This is a genomic window from Sarcina sp. DSM 11001, assembly GCF_900101015.1.
Lineage (GTDB): Bacteria > Bacillota > Clostridia > Lachnospirales > Lachnospiraceae > CAG-791.
This window is the reverse complement of record NZ_FNFZ01000006.1, coordinates 25,213-44,900: the sequence shown is the minus strand read 5'-3', so window position 1 is coordinate 44,900 and position 19,688 is coordinate 25,213. Positions and strand designations below refer to the sequence as shown.

The 19,688-nt window shown below is 51.8% G+C and carries 14 protein-coding genes and 1 riboswitch; of the genes, 2 read left to right on the top strand and 12 right to left on the bottom strand.

Annotated features, from left to right (window positions below; genetic code table 11):
- Window positions 1-73: 73 nt before the first annotated feature.
- From BLT02_RS04305 to BLT02_RS04280, 6 genes are all read right to left on the bottom strand, one after another.
- The gene (locus BLT02_RS04305; RefSeq protein WP_092992097.1) at window positions 74-820 is read right to left on the bottom strand and encodes a precorrin-8X methylmutase; all 747 of its coding nucleotides are present in this window, start codon (window positions 818-820) and stop codon (window positions 74-76) included.
- Entirely contained in the window at window positions 820-2,565 is a 1,746-nt protein-coding gene (locus tag BLT02_RS04300) for a cobyric acid synthase (RefSeq protein WP_092991940.1), read from the bottom strand. The genes BLT02_RS04305 and BLT02_RS04300 overlap by 1 nt, the downstream gene beginning before the upstream one ends.
- 28 nt (window positions 2,566-2,593) lie before the next feature.
- Entirely contained in the window at window positions 2,594-3,763 is a 1,170-nt protein-coding gene (gene cobT, locus BLT02_RS04295; RefSeq protein WP_092991938.1) for a nicotinate-nucleotide--dimethylbenzimidazole phosphoribosyltransferase, read from the bottom strand.
- 358 nt (window positions 3,764-4,121) lie between these two features.
- Entirely contained in the window at window positions 4,122-5,930 is a 1,809-nt protein-coding gene (locus BLT02_RS04290) for a sirohydrochlorin cobaltochelatase (protein ID WP_347474892.1), read from the bottom strand.
- Window positions 5,931-6,207: 277 nt separating this feature from the next.
- Window positions 6,208-6,521: riboswitch (cobalamin riboswitch) on the bottom strand.
- 370 nt (window positions 6,522-6,891) lie between these two features.
- Window positions 6,892-7,191 (bottom strand): cysteine-rich small domain-containing protein, encoded by a 300-nt coding sequence (locus BLT02_RS04285; protein WP_092991936.1) that lies wholly within the window; start codon window positions 7,189-7,191, stop codon window positions 6,892-6,894.
- A gap of 107 nt (window positions 7,192-7,298) precedes the next feature.
- Window positions 7,299-7,895, bottom strand: a complete 597-nt coding sequence (locus tag BLT02_RS04280) for an NUDIX hydrolase (RefSeq protein WP_092991934.1) — start codon at window positions 7,893-7,895, stop codon at window positions 7,299-7,301.
- A 287-nt stretch (window positions 7,896-8,182) separates the two neighbouring features.
- On the opposite strand from BLT02_RS04280, the gene BLT02_RS04275 reads away from it, so the two are divergent.
- Entirely contained in the window at window positions 8,183-9,157 is a 975-nt protein-coding gene (locus BLT02_RS04275) for an MBL fold metallo-hydrolase (RefSeq protein WP_092991932.1), read from the top strand.
- A 14-nt stretch (window positions 9,158-9,171) separates the two neighbouring features.
- On the opposite strand, the gene BLT02_RS04270 is transcribed toward BLT02_RS04275, so the two are convergent.
- Window positions 9,172-12,258, bottom strand: coding sequence for a DEAD/DEAH box helicase (locus tag BLT02_RS04270; protein WP_092991930.1), 3,087 nt, complete (start codon window positions 12,256-12,258; stop codon window positions 9,172-9,174).
- Between the two features lie 266 nt (window positions 12,259-12,524).
- Here BLT02_RS04270 and BLT02_RS04265 point away from each other — a divergent pair, with 266 nt between their 5' ends.
- Window positions 12,525-13,217, top strand: coding sequence for a DNA alkylation repair protein (locus BLT02_RS04265; protein WP_092991928.1), 693 nt, complete (start codon window positions 12,525-12,527; stop codon window positions 13,215-13,217).
- 136 nt (window positions 13,218-13,353) lie between these two features.
- On the opposite strand, the gene BLT02_RS04260 is transcribed toward BLT02_RS04265, so the two are convergent.
- From BLT02_RS04260 to BLT02_RS04240, 5 genes are all read right to left on the bottom strand, one after another.
- The gene (locus BLT02_RS04260; RefSeq protein ID WP_092991926.1) at window positions 13,354-14,628 is read right to left on the bottom strand and encodes an adenylosuccinate synthase; all 1,275 of its coding nucleotides are present in this window, start codon (window positions 14,626-14,628) and stop codon (window positions 13,354-13,356) included.
- A gap of 88 nt (window positions 14,629-14,716) precedes the next feature.
- Window positions 14,717-15,934 carry an LL-diaminopimelate aminotransferase gene (locus BLT02_RS04255; RefSeq protein ID WP_092991924.1) on the bottom strand — a complete coding sequence of 406 codons (1,218 nt, stop codon included), beginning with the start codon at window positions 15,932-15,934 and terminating at the stop codon, window positions 14,717-14,719.
- 259 nt (window positions 15,935-16,193) lie between these two features.
- Window positions 16,194-17,633 (bottom strand): hypothetical protein, encoded by a 1,440-nt coding sequence (locus BLT02_RS04250; protein WP_092991922.1) that lies wholly within the window; start codon window positions 17,631-17,633, stop codon window positions 16,194-16,196.
- Window positions 17,634-17,742: 109 nt separating this feature from the next.
- Window positions 17,743-18,090: a helix-turn-helix domain-containing protein gene (locus BLT02_RS04245; RefSeq protein ID WP_092991920.1), complete on the bottom strand. Its 348-nt coding sequence runs from the start codon at window positions 18,088-18,090 to the stop codon at window positions 17,743-17,745.
- 368 nt (window positions 18,091-18,458) lie between these two features.
- Complete coding sequence (locus BLT02_RS04240; RefSeq protein WP_092991918.1) at window positions 18,459-19,601, bottom strand: acyl-CoA dehydrogenase family protein; 1,143 nt, start codon at window positions 19,599-19,601, stop codon at window positions 18,459-18,461.
- Window positions 19,602-19,688: the final 87 nt, after the last annotated feature.

Here is a 19,688-nt window from a genome sequence, read left to right as displayed (position 1 = left end):
CGGCAGCGACGACGGCGCTGACGACATGTTACAGCTTGTACAGGATTGCATTACAGACGGCGCTGACGACATGTTACAGCTTGTACAGGATTGCATTACAGATGGCGGCAGCGACGTTGCTCCCCCCCTTTCTGCCTTTGTTGCAGATACAGGGAACACCTGCCTCCTCGCAGGCCGCCATGATCCGCTCCTTTGCGGGGACAACATTTACAAACCCGACGGGTACTGCAATGATGAGTTCAGGGCGGAATCCCTTCCGCAGTTCTTCCTCCAGCGCCAGCAAGGCAGTCGGTGCATTGCCCACGGCAAAAATGAGCGGATATCTCTGCTTTCTCTGCCAGACTGCTTTTATTTCTTTTCCGGCATCCGGGTTCATTTTCCCGCAGTCCGGGGCAGATGTGTCTCCTTTTCCATCCGGTATATCCGGAAGAAATGCCTCCCGCAAGGCCTTTTTCACAGCGGCCGCAGACCGGGTCGTTCCGTCCCTTCGGGCAGTCTCCGCGATCTCCGGGTCCGCGATATAACAATGAGTCTGTCCACCGAAAAGAGCGAGTCTTCTTTTATTGATGCCGGACATGGCCATCGTAGTGTCCGTGACGACATGAGCGCCCCGCCGGAAGGCATCCTCTGCTTTTTCCACTGCGTTTTTGCTGAAGGTCATGGTGTCCAGATAATCAAAATCCGCCGTAGTGTGGATCACGCGGAGCAGGACATGTTTTTTATCCTCCGGAAGCTCAAGTCCCATTTCGCGGATTTCTTTCTCGATGATCCTAAAGCTTGTCTGTTCAATATCCGCCGGTCTGACGTGTTCAATTTCCATCATATCCTGAATGCGGCTCCTTCCTCCAGAATCCGGTAGATTTTCTCCATGTCCAGGTGTAAACGGAGCGTATCCGCCAGCGCATCATACTGTGCTTCTTTGTACTTGTCGGGATGTTCCCCATCTTCATTGTCAGGAGCAGTGCCCTCCCAAATTTCCGCGTCATTGCCTGCCGCTATATCCAGGCCCTTTAAATCTCCCAGAGTCCGGACGATCCTCCGGGCGATGCCGGGGGCGTCAAAGACACCATGGATATAGGTGCCGCAGACATTCCCGCAGGCCAGTCCGTCAACTGTCGTCTGTCCTGTGCGCTGGTCTGTGATCACTGCAAAACCAGTTGTTTTTTCTGAATCCGTCTCTGGTTTTTCTGTCTCTGGTTTTTCTGTCTCTGAGAATTTCCCGGACAGTGTCCCTGATGATTTTCCTGGTAATGCAAAGGTCAATGTCCCTGATTCTTTCCCGGATAATACAGAGCTTCCGGAAGCCGCCTCTCCATAGTCCAGATCAGCAGCATTAGTCCCGGTCTGTCCCATATGGATCTCATACCCAACGACTGCCATACCATTGAGTGTGCTCAGGATGCCGGACAGATTGCCGATGATTCCGCTGACACGGGTGCGTCTTTTTTCTGTAAAAAAAACAGTATCCGCATCCAGAAAACCGAGTCCGTCCACGGACGCACCTGCTTTTCCTGTCTCCATACCCTCCGGGTCGCTGACTCTTCGTCCAAGCATCTGGAAGCCGCCGCAGATTCCAAAAATCAGGCGGCCCATCTGCCGCAGAGCATCGATAGCGGAGGCCATTCCACTTTCTTTAAGCCACAGCAGATCTTCGATCGTATTTTTCGTGCCCGGAAGGATGACCATGTCCGGATCCCCGAGAGCCCCGGGACGCGACACGTAACGGAGATCCACTTCAGGAATCCTCAAAAATACATTAAGATCCGTGAAATTAGATAGATGCGGCAGGCGGATGACCGCGATCTCAACGGGCTTTCCTGCTGAAGGACGGTTCGTCTGCTCCAGCTGCGGAGAGAGGGAATCCTCGTCATCCAGGTCAAGCTGCATGTAGGGCACCACGCCGACCACGGGTACGCCTCCACGCTCCTCAAGCATCCGGACGCCAGGGTCCAGGATCGTTTTGTCACCGCGGAACTTGTTGATGATAAAGCCCTTCAGCAGAGCCTGTTCGTCTGGTTCCAGGAGCATGTGCGTGCCCAGCAGCTGAGCGAAAACACCCCCGCGGTCGATATCACCCACCAGGAGAACCGGAGCTCCGACTGCCTTTGCGAGACCCATGTTGACGATATCATCGCTCTTTAGATTGATCTCCGCCGGGCTGCCGGCACCCTCGATCACGATAATATCATATTCCTCGGACAGAGACCGGTAAGCCTCCAATATCATGGGCATCAGGCCTTTTTTATAAGCAAAATAACGACGGGCATCCATGTGGCCCAGCACCTCGCCGCGCACAATGACCTGGGAGCCCGTATCCGTCGTAGGCTTTAGCAGCACCGGATTCATCCGGACATCCGGGACGATCCCTGCCGCCTCCGCCTGCATGACCTGGGCCCTGCCCATCTCCAGCCCTTCCCGGGTGATGAAGGAATTGAGCGCCATATTCTGGGATTTAAAAGGGGCTGTCCTGTATCCGTCCTGCCGGAAGATCCGGCACAGGCCGGCTGCCAGCAGGCTCTTGCCGGCATTAGACATCGTCCCCTGGATCATGATCGACTTTGCCATAAAAGCACCTGTTTTTTATCGTTTTTTATTATTCCGCATCGTAGTCTCTGTACTGCTCCACCGCGATTCCTTCGAAAGTATCCATTTTGTAATAAATGTCGACAGCCATGTCAAGCAGGGGAAACAGGGCGACAGCACCGGTGCCTTCCCCGAGGTGCATACCCGCATGCAGAATTGGAGAAACAGCGGGGCCCGGTCCCTTTTTCCCGAATTCTTTTTCCCGGAACAATTTCCCCTGTTCTGTTTCCTGTTCTTCCTGTATCAATCCAAGGGCAGTCATCACAGCCATCGCGGCGGGTTCCCCTGATATGTGTGAGGGCAGCATGTAATCCCGGCAGGAAGGCTCCAGACGCGCGGCGATAAGGGCAGCCACAGCGGAGATAACCCCGTCAATAACGACCGGCACGCGGAGGGATGCCCCTCCCAGAAACAGGCCGGTCAGGGCCGCGATATCAAAGCCGCCCACTTTTGACAGGACGCCCAGCGGGTCCTCCGGATCCGGCCGATTGATGTCGATGGCACGGCGGATGGCATCGGTTTTTTTTCGCAAACCTTCATCAGAAAGGCCGGCGCCCCGGCCGGTCACCTCTGCCGGATCCATCCCCAGAAGCACCGCCGTGACGGCAGCGCTGGTCGTGGTGTTTCCGATCCCCATCTCACCTGCCGCCAGGATCCGATAGCCGGCTTCCTCCAGTTCCTGAGCCTTAGAGATGCCCGCCTCAATTGCGAAAACGGCCTCTTCGCGCGTCATAGCGGGACCCTTTGTCATATTGGCTGTGCCCCGCCTGCACTTCCTCTTCTCCACGCGCGGCGTGTCAACCGCAATGCCCACATCAACAGGGTACAGATCGGCACCTGCCCGCTTACACATGATCGCGGCGCAGGACTTCCCGTCGATGAAATTTTCCGCCACGATGGCTGTCACTTCCTGTCCGGTCTGGCTCACACCCTCGTCGACAACACCGTTGTCCGCGCAGAAAACGACCAGCCCCTTTCGGGAGATATCCACCTGATCCGTTCCCTGTGCGGCGGCGATCCGCACGACCAGATCCTCCAGCACGCCCAGCCCGTAGAGCGGCTTGGCGATGCAGTTCCAACGCGCCCGGCACCGGGCTGCCGCCTCTTCATCCGCGGGACGGATCCCGCGGAGTGCAGACCGGAGCAGACCGTCTTCCAGCCGTTCGGCAATATCGATCATTATTTCCTCCAAGCAAGATACCTAAATGATTTTGATCCGGATCGACCAGTTCTTTCCTGAATAAATCTCCGGCTCTTCAGACCAAAAGATTGCTCTCCGAACCAAAAGATTGTTCTCCGGATCAAAAGATTGTTCTCCGGATCAAAAGATTGTTCTCCGGATCAAAAGATTGCTCTCCGGACCAAATGTCCTTTCTTCGACTTTAAAGATCTCGTCAGCCTAATAAAGGGGTGTTCCAGATGCAGTGCATCCGGAACACCCCTGTAAATTCCAGCTGCTTATCCTTTATTCCAGCCAGGACATGACAAAACCAGAACATCCGCTCATACCGTCATGTCATTTTCATTCCGCTTTCACATTATTCCGCCTTCACGGGATCTGTCACCATGACCTTATGGTCATACCATTTCCCCTTTTCGCCGACAAGAGCGCAGTCAAATTCCTCACCAATGGCGGGCACGGGAATGTCAAAGCCATAGACTTCATCCGTTGTTCCGTCCGCGTACTCGACAGAATCGGTCGTGGGCTCGAGGAGGGCAGCGCCTTCCGCCTGGGCCTCCTCAGCAGTACCCAAAAAGAGGTTGACGATCTTTTTGGAAACAAGGCTGACGTGGATCGTCATCTGCCCGTCCGCGACAGTAAGTGTCCCCTTGTTGTCATAGGCTTCATTGACATGGAACATGCTGCCGTCAGTAGTGAAGGTTGCTGTGTAAGTGCCGTCCTCCAGGGCTGCGCCCGCGTCTTCCGCCGCACCGGAAACAGCTGTTCCGGCTGTGGGATCAGAAGCGAGAGCGGCTGCTGTGTGGGCTGCATAAAGAGCCTGTATCTCGGGGATGCGGCCGAGGCCTTCGACCTGGCAGTCGACCTGATCAAAGCTTCCATCCGCCATGAACATGCTCTTCCAAGAATCCTCCTCGTCGCCAGCCATGTCATTGTTTGCATGGTCGCCGGCCACGACCATCAGAGGCCGAAGTATGACCTTTTTAAAGCCGGCTGCCTTGACCTTCTCGATGATCTGATCACAGGCAGTCTCCTCCGGCTCACCCTCTACGGTGCCGATAAAGACATTGTTGTAGCCCAGTTCATTCATCTGTGTCTGCATCTGACTGTAGGAGACCTTGGCGACATGAGCGGTGCCGTGGCCCATAAAAACAAAAGCAGTGCCATCCTCTGCGGCTGCTGCAAGAGCTGCGGCGGTATCTTCACCCTCATAGCCTGCTTCCGCGGCTGCAGTGGCTGCGACAGCCTGGGCAACAATGGCCTTGTCTTCATTAATGACAGATGCGTCTTCACCGACCTGGCCCAGAAGGGGCTCCGCCACACGGATGGTCTCAAAATCACCCTCCACGGCCTTCAGAGCGGCCATCAGTTCATCATACTCCGCTCCATGCATGAGATGAGTGGGCTGGACGACAAGATTTTTCACTCCGTTTGCTTTCGCGCGCGCCAGTGCCTGGTCGACATTGTCGATCACTTCCTCGTCTCTGGCCTGCACATGGTTGATGATGATCTGAGCTGTAAATGCTCTGCGGACGGACCAGTCAGGATTTGCTTCCTGAAGTGCCTTTTCGATACCGCCGATGTCCTCTGCGCGGCTTTCATTGAAAGAGGTGCCGAAGCTCACGACCAGGAGCTCGTTCTCGCCGATCTCATCTCCGTTGCGGGGATCATCCAGGGACGCGTCGCCCGTGTCGCGGCCAAAGTAATCGGGATCCGCGTCTTCGCCTTCCACCAGAGCCTTCTGCTCATCGGTCAGCGCGTTCCAGGCATTGCGGGCGGCCTCGATGTCCGCGTCCGTTGTCTCTGTGCGTTCCTGTACATAGATCGCGTCGATCAGCGCAGCAGCCTGCGCCACAGGGTCAGTCTCCACTGCCGTTTCCGCCGCTGAGGATGCAGCTGTTGAGGCAGCTTCAGATACTGTTGTCGCCGCTTCCACAGAAGCAGCCGTTTCCGCAACATCTTCCACTGCTGCAGCGGAAGTATCGATTGCATCGACAGTCTGAGTTTCCTCCTCCGTTTCTCCTCCGGTTTCAGCTTCCGCTTCTGCGGCTGCCGGCTCTCCGGATCCCGAAGAGGCTGTACCGCCTCCCGAACTGCTTCCGCAGCCGGCGATCATAGAACCTGCCAGCACAGCCGCAAGTACGATTGCCGCCAACTTCTTATTCATAAAAAAACTCCCTTCCGGAACGCTCTTGAAATAGAATAACAACACGCTGTAAGTAATGGCGTTCTCTATGCTGCATGGACTGTTTGCGGCGCTCCTGTGCAAATAGTCATGAGTAAAGCGCTGTCCTGTCTCCGGTATAAATCCATTCAGAACTCTCTCAGGATCTTTACCGATAAACAGGTCTATGCGAACACAGGGCATGTCCCGGCAGCACACGGAAAGGAGGGGCATACCTGCCCCTGATCATTCCACACGTCCTCCGGTCATACTCCGTAACCATAGACGACCGTTTACAGGCAGGTCTCCTGGCTCATGGCTTCCAAACCTGTTCAGCATTTTCTTTGAGACCGGATAGCAGAGACGGATTCAGTTCTGAACTGCCTTCTGCTATATCCGGTTTAAAATTCAATATGCTTTCACACGCTGAAAGGTCCGGTCTGTTTTTTCCCCTTCCCGGCAGAATTTCCGCCAGTGGCATAATCGAAAAAACAACCATTTCACAGTTGCGGGACAGCACGGGACTCTCACCCGTTTCCCTTTTCACCCTCTTTTCCCCCGCCCTGAACATGAACCTGCTTATCCTGTGATGATTCTGCAATGATCCTTGCAATGATCCTCCCATGATCCTTCAACGATCCTGCAACGATCGATCCTCCAATGATCCTTCAATGACCCTGCAATGATCCTTCAATGACCCTGCAATGACTTTAAGAAGTTCAGGCCGCGTACGCTTTGCACGGGGAAAACCGGGCACCTGTAAACATATTCAATTTATTAAATATTAACAGTCTTACTTGTTCTTGTAATACTATCGTTTTCGCATCTTTATCGGGTTATCCCTCCGTCCCCTGACCTGCCGGTGTACTCCTTTGTCCCCGGGTCATTAGGGAGGATACCCAAAATCCCCTCGCCGGGAGCGGAGAGACGCCTCCGTCCCCGAACATCCGGGGGCTGCGGCTCTTCAGGGCAGTCTCCTGTCCTCTCTGCGGACGACCTCCATGATCTCAGAATATTTCTTTGTGACCAGCTCGTAATTTTCAGGCACATGGGGGATCAGGCAGTTTGTACAGTCTTTGTTCCCGCGGTCTGTGTAGCGGAAATTGCCGCCGCATCTTTTTCCCAATGCGTAGAGCGGGCAGTAACAGAACAGACAGTTAAAGCGGGACGGATCCTGTGTTTTATGACAGGGGAAAAACTCGCATTCCGTATTCTGAAAAAAGGTGTAATGTTTTCCCTCCGGGCGGGATTTGGCCTCTCCCATCTTCTTACTCCATAGGCACTGTAAAGAGATAACTTCATAATTTTACGTCTATTTTTTCCCTGTCTGAAACAGAAATCTTCCTTTGGAAATCACCGGCCCGGATCCCTTCATTCCCAAAAGACATTCTCCGTATCTGAAAAAAAGATTCCGAACCGGTCTCCGCACCGCCTGTATTGACCGATGGTATGCAGATCTGCCTGAAAAGCCATTTCCGGGAGCGGTCCTTCCGCAGGGAACCATGCGACCTCGGTGAGATCATCTCCAGCCCTTTCCTCACCTGAAACAGGAACAGCCAGAAGGACTACGACAAGGGACTCATATTTTTTTGCGGGGTACTGGTCTCCGAAAGTACCCGGGCCAAAGTGATTGGTGACTACGTTGATGATGCTGACAGGCTGGATTGTGAGGCCTGTCTCCTCGAGGACTTCCCGTTTTGCCGCATCATAATAGCTCTCTCCCCACTCAATAAAACCGCAGGGAAGGCACCACTTTCCGGGCATGATATCCGTCTCCGTTTCTGTTCTGCGGCCCAGCAGGACACGTCCTTCGCGGACGACCAGGACCGACACGCAGGGCCCCGGATTTTTCCATCGGATATATCCGCAGGCGGGACATTTGATATGCACCTCTCCGGGCTGTTTTTCCTGACCCGGTCCCTCTTTTTGTTCCGGCAGCTTTGCGCCGCAGTTTTCACAATAGGCCATATTCCTTCAGACCTTCCTTCTCACGATGTAAAACGGTTTGCGCTATAAGCCGGTCCAAATTCCTTCCCTTATCCCCGCGCCCGCTGAAAGGGGCAGTATACAGACGATAATACCATTGTATCTTTGGCTGGCCTGGTTTACAATACAATCTTGAAATCATTATCTTTACCGCATTATTTTTACGAAAATAAGCATATCACAAAAGCGCATCATTTAGCCGGTAAAGACAAATACGGCAAATAAAATGATCAGGAGCGTCTGAAACACTCAGGCTGAAGGGAGGCTGCATGCCCCGTGAATGGCATCAGATCAAAGGGAATACAGGCTATTTTTTCTCCGGGCAGGCGCTCATAGTGACCTATCGTCTGGACGAAAAAAACATCGTCCTCATAGATTCCGGTACGGATCCCGACCCGGAACTGATCCCCTTCCTTCGGGAGCATGGGGTCTCTGTCTATGCCGTCCTCCACACCCATCTGCATGTCGACCACATCGCGAACAGCCGGGCACTGGCTGAGGCTTTCGGGGCGCGCCTTTTTGCGAATCCCTCGGAGATCGAATCTGTCGCCTCGATCGAGAACCTGGCGGCTCATCTGGGGAATCTGCTGCCTGATCTACTCGAGCGCATCCGGGAGACAGCGGATTTTTCCGTTGAGGTGATTCCGGAGGACAGTACTGAGATCACTCTGATGGGGACTACTTTTGCCATCCACAGGCTCTATGGCCATACCATCGGCCATCTCGGCTTCCTCACACCGGACGGTGTATTCTGTGCCGGTGACACCATTCTTTCGCCTTATCTCGCGGCACATTCCCGCATGCCCTACTGCGAATACATGGAGGATCAGTTCAGAACATTAGAAAACCTCCTTGCAGAAGAGCCTTATCCCTATTATGCCCTGGCGCACATGGAAGTCATCGAGGGGCGCGATATCCGCGGTCTGCTGAAACAGAATATACGGCTCTATCATCGCATCTGCGACGAGATCATGGAACTGCTGAACGGGCCGGAGGAATACGATGACTTCGTCGATTCCGTCATGTACGGCCTGGATCTGCTCCCCTCAAATCCCATCTACCGGGAACCCATCCGCTACGCCGCCCGGTGCAAGATCGACTACCTCATCCGCATCGGCCGCATCCGGGCATCCTCTATCATCACCGGCATGAAGCTTGTGTATTGTCCTGATCCTGTCCGGAAAAAAGGCAGCCAGGCCAAAAACAGCGGACTCGAGCCACATTATTTGCAACCTTCTTTGTAACCTTTTTTGTAAGATCACATCCTCTTGTCCCAGCAGCGGCCGCACATCCCGTAGGGGTGGTTCCAGGGGAGCGGCCTGCCGCAGATCCTGCACCTCTTTTCCCTGAACCCCCGCTTTGCGAGCACCTTCATGATCCTTTCAGAGCAGACTCTTTTCTTTTCCATGATATATTCCAGTGTACTCTCAAGGGGCTGGAACTTGCGGGCCAGGGCGTAATACAGATCCAGGACACGGTGCTGCTGTTCAAGCGCGTCAATGGCATCAGCAGCGGAGGGGCTTTTCAGTTCGACTGCGGCGGCCTGATCAAAAATGCTGTATTCTCTTCCCCGCACCTCTTTTTCAAAAATATCCAGCCAGATCTGCAGAAGCTCTCCGTTTTCGTCTTCAAAGGGGATCGTCAGAAAATCATAGGCCAGGTGCTTGGGGGCATTCAGGTCTTCCGTCATTTCCGCCATACGGTGCATATGCTCGACGGACTCTTTGCACCAGCCCTTTGCCGGAATGACCTGCTCCCATTTTTTGATGAGTTCGAGGATGGTGGCGTCAACGGTGAGGAGTGTCTCCGGAAAGTCGATCACCGCTTCCCCGATAGGGTCAAGCCGCTTATGGACAGCCTTTTTTACCCTCTCACCGTCATCCGCAGCTGCTGCATATCCGACATTGTAGATGCCGTATCTTCCCGCCCTGCCGATGATCTGCCTGATTTCCCCATAGGTGAGGGAACGCCTTTCAAAGCCGTCATATTTTACGGTCTCCATCAGGACGACACGTCTGATGGGAAGGTTCATGCCCATGCCGATGGCATCTGTGGCGACCACCACATCGGTCTTGCCCGCAGCGAAAAGCTCCGCCTGTTTGTGCCGCACGTCATAGGGAAGAGCGCCGTAGATAATGCTGCAGCTGACGTGTTTTTTCCAGAGCTGAGCCGCCACGGCGTGGACATTTCTCCGGGAAAAGACGATCAGGGCATCCCCCGGCTTTACATCGTCCGGGAAGATGAATTTTTCTTCCTCGTATTCAAGAGGCGTCATCCTCCTGTGGTGGACGACTTTATATTCATCTCCGCAGTCTTTGATGATCTCCACAAGTCTTTGTTCCACCTCCGGGGCCGCGCAGACATACACTGTATCCGCGCAGACTCCCATGATGGCCGCTGTCCAGGCGCCGCCGCGGGACCTGTCCGCGATCATCTGCGCTTCATCGATCACTGCCACTTCGTAGCGGGTCTTTAAGCTGACCATCTCGATGGTGGAGGACTGGTGTCTGGCCCCGTCTATGAGAAACTGCTCCTCGCCGGTCACCAGGGAACAGGGGCACTCCGCGCGGTTCAGCCGCTCATACTGCTCGTAGGCAAGGAGACGGAGCGGGGCCAGATAGATCCCGTTATCTGCCCGCATCAGCTCCTGGACCGCATCGTGGGTCTTGCCCGAATTGGTCGGTCCGATGTGGAGGACAAATTTTCTGTGCATCAGGCGGGCGGCGGGATACAGATCGACATAATTGTCAGGGATCTCCGTCAGGACCAGCTGGAACAGCTCCCTGTCCCGTTTCTCCTCTTCCTCCTTTTTCCGCCGTTTTTTCTCGTTCCTTTCCCGGAAGGCATCCAGGCCGTTTTTCGGGACTTCTTTGCCCTTTCCGGAGGCGGCATTGAGCAGGAGCTTCAGGATCCTTTTATCCGTCCTGGTCTCTTCGTTTTTGTATTGGTCACGCAGGTATTCTGCCGCGGGCTCTCCCATCTGCTCTACGCAGTCCAGAATAAGCTCCGGGTCGGTCAAAAAGAGGCTCCGCATGCTTACGGCCGCCTGCAGGAGCTTTTGCTTCTCCTTATCTTCAAGCCTCGGGATATCTTCCCTCACAGCTGTTAAGACAAGATGATATTCCTGTTCAGTGACCGGCCTCTTCTTCGGGACTGCTTCACTCTGCAGGCGTTCAAAAAACTTCCCCTCCGGTGTGACAAAACAGGTATAGTAATCCTGATATTCCCCGTGTACGCGCCATTCGCCGACGATGCCGAACCGGACCAGGCAGTCAACGACCTCTCTGACTTCGGACTTTGGCATCAGGTTATACTTTCCAGAGTATTCTCCAAAAACATAATCGGCAGAGACATTCACACCTCTCAGCAGATTGACAAGCTGCCCTCTGGTCAGCCGCTTTTTGTTTTCTTCCAGGCTTGTCAGGACGGCCTGAGCCACAAAAGTCCCGTACCAGGGGCATGTCTTCAGGTACTTTTCAAGTTTCTCTTCCCTTTGTCTCTCCCTGTCCCTGGCATTCCTGTAGGCGGTCATCACGATCCTCCGGAAGGCTGTCCCGACAGTGACGGTTTCCTTTTCCCTGCTGAGGGCAAAATCAAATAAGAGACAGAAGGTCCCCGGTTTCCCCGCATACTGCACCTCCCCGGGGATCCCTTTTTCTGTCAGGTACCCGCCGATCGCTTCTTTTGTCCGGATCTCCTTCCGCACAAGTTCAAACTGATGCAGGAGAAAGTCTGCTTTCGAGAGTGTAAACTTTATCGTCCCTGCAGGGAGAGCACAGACCGCCTTATAAGGGATCCCGTTAAACTCCATATGGACAGCATCCGCAAGGACCTCCGTCCGCTGGCCGGTGAGCACCTTCTCTCCCGCAAGGAAACGAAGTGTATTGATTTTCCCCGGACTCAAAAATCCGTAAGCCTTCTGAGAAAACAGGTCGGATCTCAACTCGTCAGAGAAGGGGTGGTCCTCCCTCCAGGCGGTCAGACAGGCATTTGCCTCCTCCAGGATCCTCCCGGAGAGTTTAGGATCAACTTTGGGACGATACCCTTTCAGACCAGCCCAGGCATCTTTTTTCTTTCTCTTCCACAGAGATCCGTTCACGTTTTCCAGGCTTATTTTCAGCGTCCCTAAAGAGACGGCCTCTCCGCACTTTGGAACGATCGTCACATTCAGGCTCTTCCCGTCCCCGCTTTCACTGACGGAAATATTTCTGATCAGATCCCGGCAGGGAAGGTCGTTCATTCTGCTTTTCAGATAGGTCTCCAGATCCGCCGCGGGATTTTGCGGCATGGGATTCGACTGTTCAATGATTCCCGCCGCGCTTTTTTTCTTTTTCTTTTTTTTCATTTTCGATTGTTATGGGTATTCTCCCCGCTTTCAAACAGCCTCACTAAGCACTGTATTATTACAATTGACCGGCAGTGTCAGAGTAACACGAAAAAACCCTTGACTCAACTGATTTGGAATAATGGTTTTTCTGGTTTTTCGTTGGAAGTCGCACAGAACACCTGAATTTAAAGGCAATCTGAAATGTAAGCCTGTTCTTCTTTAAATCCGGCAAATCTGTATTACAATATATTTATAAAAGGATCCATTTGACAAGGAGAGTACCCATGCTGACAGAAGAAATCAGAAAAGACCTGTTCCTGCTTCAGGATAAAAAATACCGGGATTTTCAGGCAAAGCTGATCCCGACCGCCGCCGCGGATTCCATCATCGGAGTGCGGACTCCGGAACTCAGAAAATACGCAAAAAAGCTGATCAAAAGAGACGATATCTCCGCTTTTCTGGATGATCTGCCCCATCAGTATTTTGACGAAAATCAGCTTCACGCCTTCATTCTTTCAGAAATGAAGGACTATGAAAAATGCATCGAAGAAGTGAGTCGTTTTCTGCCCTATATAGATAATTGGGCGACCTGCGACCAGCTGTCGCCGAAGGTGTTTAAAAAGCACCGGCAGGAGCTGCTGAATCCTGTAAAAATATGGATATGCTCTGACCAGACCTACACGATCCGTTTTGCGGTCGGGATGCTGATGGAGCATTTCCTGAACGAAGATTTCGACAGGGCATATCCGGAAATGGTCTCCGGTATCCGGTCAGAAGAATACTATGTAAACATGATGACCGCCTGGTATTTCGCTACTGCCCTGGCAAAGCAGTATGATGCTGTACTGCCGTACATTGAAGGCCGCAGACTGGATGTCTGGACACACAATAAAGCGATCCAGAAAGCCGTGGAAAGTTACCGCATCGCGCCGGAGCAGAAGGAATACCTCAAGAGCCTGAAAATAAAAAAGAAATAAATGGAAATAAAAAACGCCCTTTTATCAGGACGTTTTTCACTGTTCATGGTTTACTGCTGTCGGCATTCATAGTTTCATTTTCATATTCTCTCTTTCTCATGGGAAATTGAAATTATGAATGCTGTCAAAATAAGGATCATCTGAAAATTATACTGTCCCGCTCCGGTCCCACGGACACATAAGTCACGGGGCACTTGACAGCCTCTTCAATACAGGTCACGTAGTCCCTGGCTTCCCGCGGCAGGTCCTCCCAGTGTCTGACTCCGGAAATATCACATTTCCAGCCGTCCATCCAGGTGATCACGGGTTCAGCCTTATCCAGCTCGGTGGGGAAGGGGAAACGGTCCGTCTCCTTCCCGTTTATCCGGTACCGGGCGCAGACAGGGATCCTGTCCATATAGCTGAGCACATCCAGTTTCGTCAGGGCGATCTGCGTAGCCGCCTGCACTTTGACGCCGTAACGGGTGGCGACAAGGTCAATAGGACCCACGCGGCGGGGCCTGCCTGTTTTGGCTCCATATTCCCCGCCGGCTTCGCGGAGTTTTTCAGCTTCTTCTCCAAACATCTCACAGACAAACGGTCCCTCGCCCACGCAGGTGGAATAGGCTTTGACTACACCGATCACTTCATCGATCCGGGCAGACGGCAGGCCTGAGCCGATCGGCGCATAGGCCGCCAATGTATTGGAAGAGGTCGTGTAGGGATAGATGCCGTAGTCCAGGTCCCGGAGAGCGCCCAGCTGCGCTTCGAACAGAATCTTTTTGTCTGCCTCCACAGCCTGCTCCAGAAAGGCCGCCGTATCACAGATAAAGGGTCTGACGGGCTCGCAGAAATCATGGATCCATTTCTCAAGCATCTCCATCGTCCAGGGTCTGGCTCCATATACTTTTGTCAGCGTCAGATTCTTCCACTCCATCAGATCCTTCAGATGATCTTTGAGTTCCTCAGGATAAAAAAGCTCACCGGCAAGAACGGTCTTTTTCTGGTATTTATCGGAATAAAAAGGCGCGATCCCCTGTTTCGTGGATCCGTACTGCTTGTCAGCGAGACGCGTTTCCTCCAGCGCATCCAGCTCCCTGTGCCAGGGAAGGAGCAGGGACGCCCTGCTGCTGATCTTCAGGTTCTCCGGTGTGAGCTCCACACCCTTTGAACGCACTTCCTCCATTTCTTTCCAGAGGTTCTCAGGATCAAAGGCGACTCCGTTCCCGAGAATGTTGGTGACACCGCTCCTGAATACGCCGGAAGGTAGCAGATGGAGGGCGAATTTTCCCTTTTCATTCACAACAGTATGTCCGGCGTTTCCGCCGCCCTGATAGCGCACGACAAGGTCATACCCCCGGGTCAGCAGATCTACCATCCTGCCCTTTCCCTCATCTCCCCAGTTAATACCGACAATTACACAATTACTCATTTATGCTCCTCGACCTCGTCTTTAATATTTTTATAAAAATACGTTATGCAGAACATTCTAATGGCGAATTTACCCGATTTCTCCGGATTTACAGCTTCCGGATCCTCTCCATCGCCTCCACGCTGTTTTCATAGGTACCGAAGGCGGTCAGCCTGAAATAATGCTCGCCCGCCGGGCCGAATCCGCTGCCGGGTGTGCCGATGACATTGGCCTTTTCAAGAAGATGATCAAAAAACTCCCAACTGGTCATATTCTCCGGTGTGCGGAGCCAGATGTAAGGCGAGTTGACACCGCCGGAGACCTCATAGCCGAAGGATTTCAGGCTGTCGCGGATATAGTGGGCGTTTTTCATGTAGTGCCCGATCATGTCCGCGATCTGCTTCTTTCCTTCCGGAGAATAGCAGGCCTCGCCTGCGCGCTGGACGATATAGGGAGCACCGTTATACTTTGTACCGTGCCGCCTCGCCCAGAGGGGATGGAAGGCCTGTCCGTTTTTGTCCTTGAGATCCCTGGGGATGACCGTGGCGCCCAGCCGCAGCCCGGTGAATCCCGCGTTTTTGGAAAAAGAGCGCATCTCAATGGCGCAGGTCCTGGCCCCCTCACACTCATAGATCGAATGGGGGATCCCTTCTTCTGAAATATAGGCTTCATAGGCCGCATCGTACAGGATGACAGCACCGATGCGGTTGGCGTAGTCGACCCACTCCTGCAGGAAATCCTTTGTCACCGCGGCGCCGGTCGGATTATTGGGAAAACACAGATAGATCAGGTCCGGTGCCTCATCCGGAAGCTGCGGCGCAAAGCCGTTCTCTCTTGTACAGGGCATGTAGAGGACCCGGCTCCAGATCTGTGTTCCGGCATCATAAGTCCCGGCCCTGCCGGCCATGACATTACTGTCGACATAAACCGGATAGACCGGATCACAGACAGCGATCCGGGCGTCTTTTTCAAAAATCTCCTGGATATTCGCGCAGTCGCTCTTGGCTCCGTCTGAGATAAAGATCTCGTCTGCCGCAATATCGCAGCCCCTCGCACGGAAATCCTGTTCCGCGATGGTCTCCCGCAGAAAATCATAGCCCAGATCCGGTGCATACCCGCGGAATGTCGCCGCGTCTGCCTGCTCATCCACTGCCCGGTGAAGAGCTTCTATCACAGCCTGCGGGAGCGGCAGGGTCACATCCCCGATCCCGAGACGGATGATCCGCGCCCCGGGATGCGCGTCCGTATAGGCTTTTGTCTTTTTTGCCACTGTTGAAAACAGATAGCTCCCCGGGAGCTTGAGATAGTCCTGATTTGCAGCTACCATGTACAGATCCTCCAGTCAGACACAGGATACGCCGAAAAAACAAAAAAAGGCACCCGAAGAAACGGATATTCTGTTTCCTCAAGCGCCTTTGCTCTAAAACACATTATACACGTCTTGGAAGGGAAGTCAATGGAAATTTGTATACAATAATGCAATATTTGCAGTCTCTGCTGTGTTTTTCCGGTCACTCAATGACTCAGCGAAAGTTTTAGGGTTCCATGGTCTTTTACTAGTGAGACTATTACCACAAAACATACTTCTACTCAATGTTGTACTGTTTTAACAGAAGATGGAGATAGTTACTGTCTTCCGCTGCCTTTTTTGCATCTTCAATCTTATTCTCTTTAAACAAAATACTCATCAGTTTAGATACCAGTGCTTCTCCATCTGCTTTTCCTTCAATGTGTCCTTCTTCTTTTCCTTCGTTATAGATCGTTTTACCTTCATGCTCCAAAATCTCACCGCCCACGATTTTCTTCACCTCCTCTTTAACATTCTCATAATTTCTGGCTATGTTGTCCAAAACCTTTTTCATCATATCAATAATTGTGCGGCGGTAATAATAAGAAATCTCCTTCTCTTTTACCGCCTGATCCAACAACTCCATAATTCTTATGTACTCACCTTGAAGAGATGAACGACTTTTCTCATCTTTTTCATATTCAGAAAAATACTTTTCATGATTAAAAATATAAAACGGCAACAGGAAATACAGTTTTCGTTTGACAATCTGATCTATGGAATAAGACTGTATCTTCATCACAGGAATATCGAAAGAACAGTTTCCTCCAGGCGTTACAATGAAAACGTTCATTTGATCAGGTGTTTTCCCAGTGCTTCTAAGAAAAAGTACACCCGCATGCGGAATAGTAACTTTTAGCACACTCCCTGACATTTCACTGCCATCAATCGCTTCCTGAGTGATGTACTCAAAAATCCTGACGAGCAGACTGCTGTCCCCATAAGACTGACACTCCATAAGGTATTTTTCATCAGTTTTACTGGAAATTGTAAAGATACTGTCTGTGATGCGTTTTTCTTCAGTCCCATCCTGTCTGTTAATAAAATGAATATCCGGATGATGGATAATCCTTTCGTCTCCCCGATAATCTTTTCCAAACACTTCGTTGATGACAGGGATAATAAGGCGCTCACAGTCGTTAAGCAGTGTACGGTATGCATCATCATACGGCGTACCAATCGCAGGATTATTACTCACTGCCTTCCTGAAAGGTGCTGATTCCGATACAAATGCGGGTTCTTCTGATCGATGTAATACTACGCTGGTTTGATCCGATACGGATTCCGATTTCTTCTGTATTACATTCTCTACACTTTTAAAACTTACAACTCCCAATGTCTGGTCAGGAAGATCCTTAGTTCCCTCCTCGTCCAATATGATCCATTTTTGGGTGGACTCATTAATTATATACAGGTAATCTGTCCAGTTTCCTGTTACATCAATAACACCGGTCTGGCTGCAGGAAAGGGAGTGTATCAGTTTTTCCGGATAACCGAAGTTTCTTTTATTAAACCTGAAAACAAAGTTTTCATAAACTGTGAAACTTGTAAAATAATTCTCCTCAAATCTCTCGAGGATTTCATCTCCATGTCCTTCAGGATACATATCTCCATTAAATTCGATTGTACTGTATGCTTTTTGATCACTGTCAAGATAAATGATTTTTCCTCTTGTCATTCGTGTCTGCCTCCTCATGATTTAAAGATACCGGATTCTTAACACCGTGTTCGAATCAATCGTAGGAGGTTTAACTGTAATTGTCATTGGACGGTTAATCCAATGAATTTTAAGCATACAGCTTTAAGAAGTACGCCTGAAGGCGAAGGGTTCTTTTTGTAAAATTCATATCTGAAATAATATCTGACTTTTCCTCACGATCCTCAATATTCATGTTTAACTTAATGTTTTTCTTTACCAGCAGATCTTCCATATGCACTTGATAAAGCTCACTCAGCATCAGAAGATGGTCAACAGAAGGGAGGATCATTCCCTTATACCATCTGTAAATCGGTTGAGGACAGGACAGACCCAGATATTCTTGAATACTCTTAACACTGTATCCTTTTTGTACAGCTATAGCCTTCAGTCTCTTTCCTGTCCGCTCCAAATCGATAATTATTTGGATTTTTTTCATATTACCAATTCCTGAATTCCAACTAATCTCCTGTTTGAAAACCGGATAACTCATGACTGAAGTTTCGAGAATGAGCCGGTTGTGTTTTCAAAAATCTGTAATCATCATTATTATACACAAATAAGAAACCGGTTGCAAAACTACTTCCATGCCGTTAAAAAGGGAAAGCCCCGGTTTCCCGGGACTTTCCCCTGTGCTCACTGATCTTTCGATTTTGATCTACAGCTGTTCCAACCTGGGATAAGCAGACCGTGTGCACGGTGTAGAGAGAGGAACTTATCCAGTCGAAATCTCACTGTCCTGCTTATCTTTCCAGGACTCATAAACAAGTCCGGAAATGATAAGGAGGTCCTGTACGAAAAAGGGCGTCAGCCGTTGATGACAGCCCTGGAAATGACCATCTTCTGAACTTCGGAGGTGCCCTCGTAAAGAGGAACGATACGGGCGTCTCTGTACATCCGCTCGATTGCGTAGTCCTTCATGTAGCCGTAGCCTCCGTGGATCTGAAGGGCACGGTTGCAGACCGCAACAGCATTCTCAGAAGCATAGTACTTCGCCATCGATGCTTCCTTGTTGATGTTGAAACCGTTCTGACGGAGGTTGGCAGCGTTCCAGACCAGAAGCTTTGCCGCTTCTGTCGTGGTAGCCATGTCGGCCAGATACCACTGGATACCCTGGTTTGCGTTGATCGGTTTGCCAAACTGAATACGCTCGCCGGAGTACTTCACAGCTGCTTCGATGGCAGCTTCCGCGATACCGACTGCCTGGGCGCCCATGCCGATACGTCCGCCGTCAAGAGCTGCCATGGCGATCATGAAGCCTTTGCCTTCCTGTCCGAGGAGATTGGACCTGGGAACCCGGCAGTTCTCAAAGATCAGTTCCGAGACCGGTGCTGCGCGAAGGCCCATCTTGTTCTCTGTCTTTCCGACAGTGAATCCGGGTGTGCCGCGGTCAACGATGATGGCAGACATGCCTTTTGTCTTCTTCTCAGGCTCTGTCAGGGCGATCAGAACGACATAGTCGCCTTCCTCCTGTCCCATATTGGAGATGAAGCACTTGGTGCCGTCGATGACATAGTCATCGCCGTCAGCAATAGCCTTGGTCTTGGCGGCTGCCGCGTCGGAACCTGCGCCGGGCTCTGTCAGCGCAAAGGCGCCGACCTTGCCGGAACTGGCGAGGGAAAGATATTTCTTTTTCTGCTCCTCGTTGCCCCGTTTCATGATAATGTCGCTGACCAGCGTGTGCACGGAGAGCAGTTCGGCGACAGATGCGTCGACCTTTGCGATCTCCTCGATGACCAGGATCTTGGTGACCTCGTCCAGACCGGCTCCGCCGTACTCCTCAGGGATATTGATGCCCATGAAACCCAACTCAGCCATTTTGGCGACGATCTCGGGACGCATGTGACCTGTTTCATCCATCTCCTGAGAATACGGAGCGATATCTCCCTCCGCAAACTGTTTCGCAAGCTCGACCATTGCCTTCTGGTCTTCTGTCATGATGATTGCCATTTAAATCTCTACCTCCCTTCCGAGGAACCAAAAACTAAGCGCTGTTCCCATCGCGCGCTGCCGGATACCTGCGAAAAACTGTGTGAT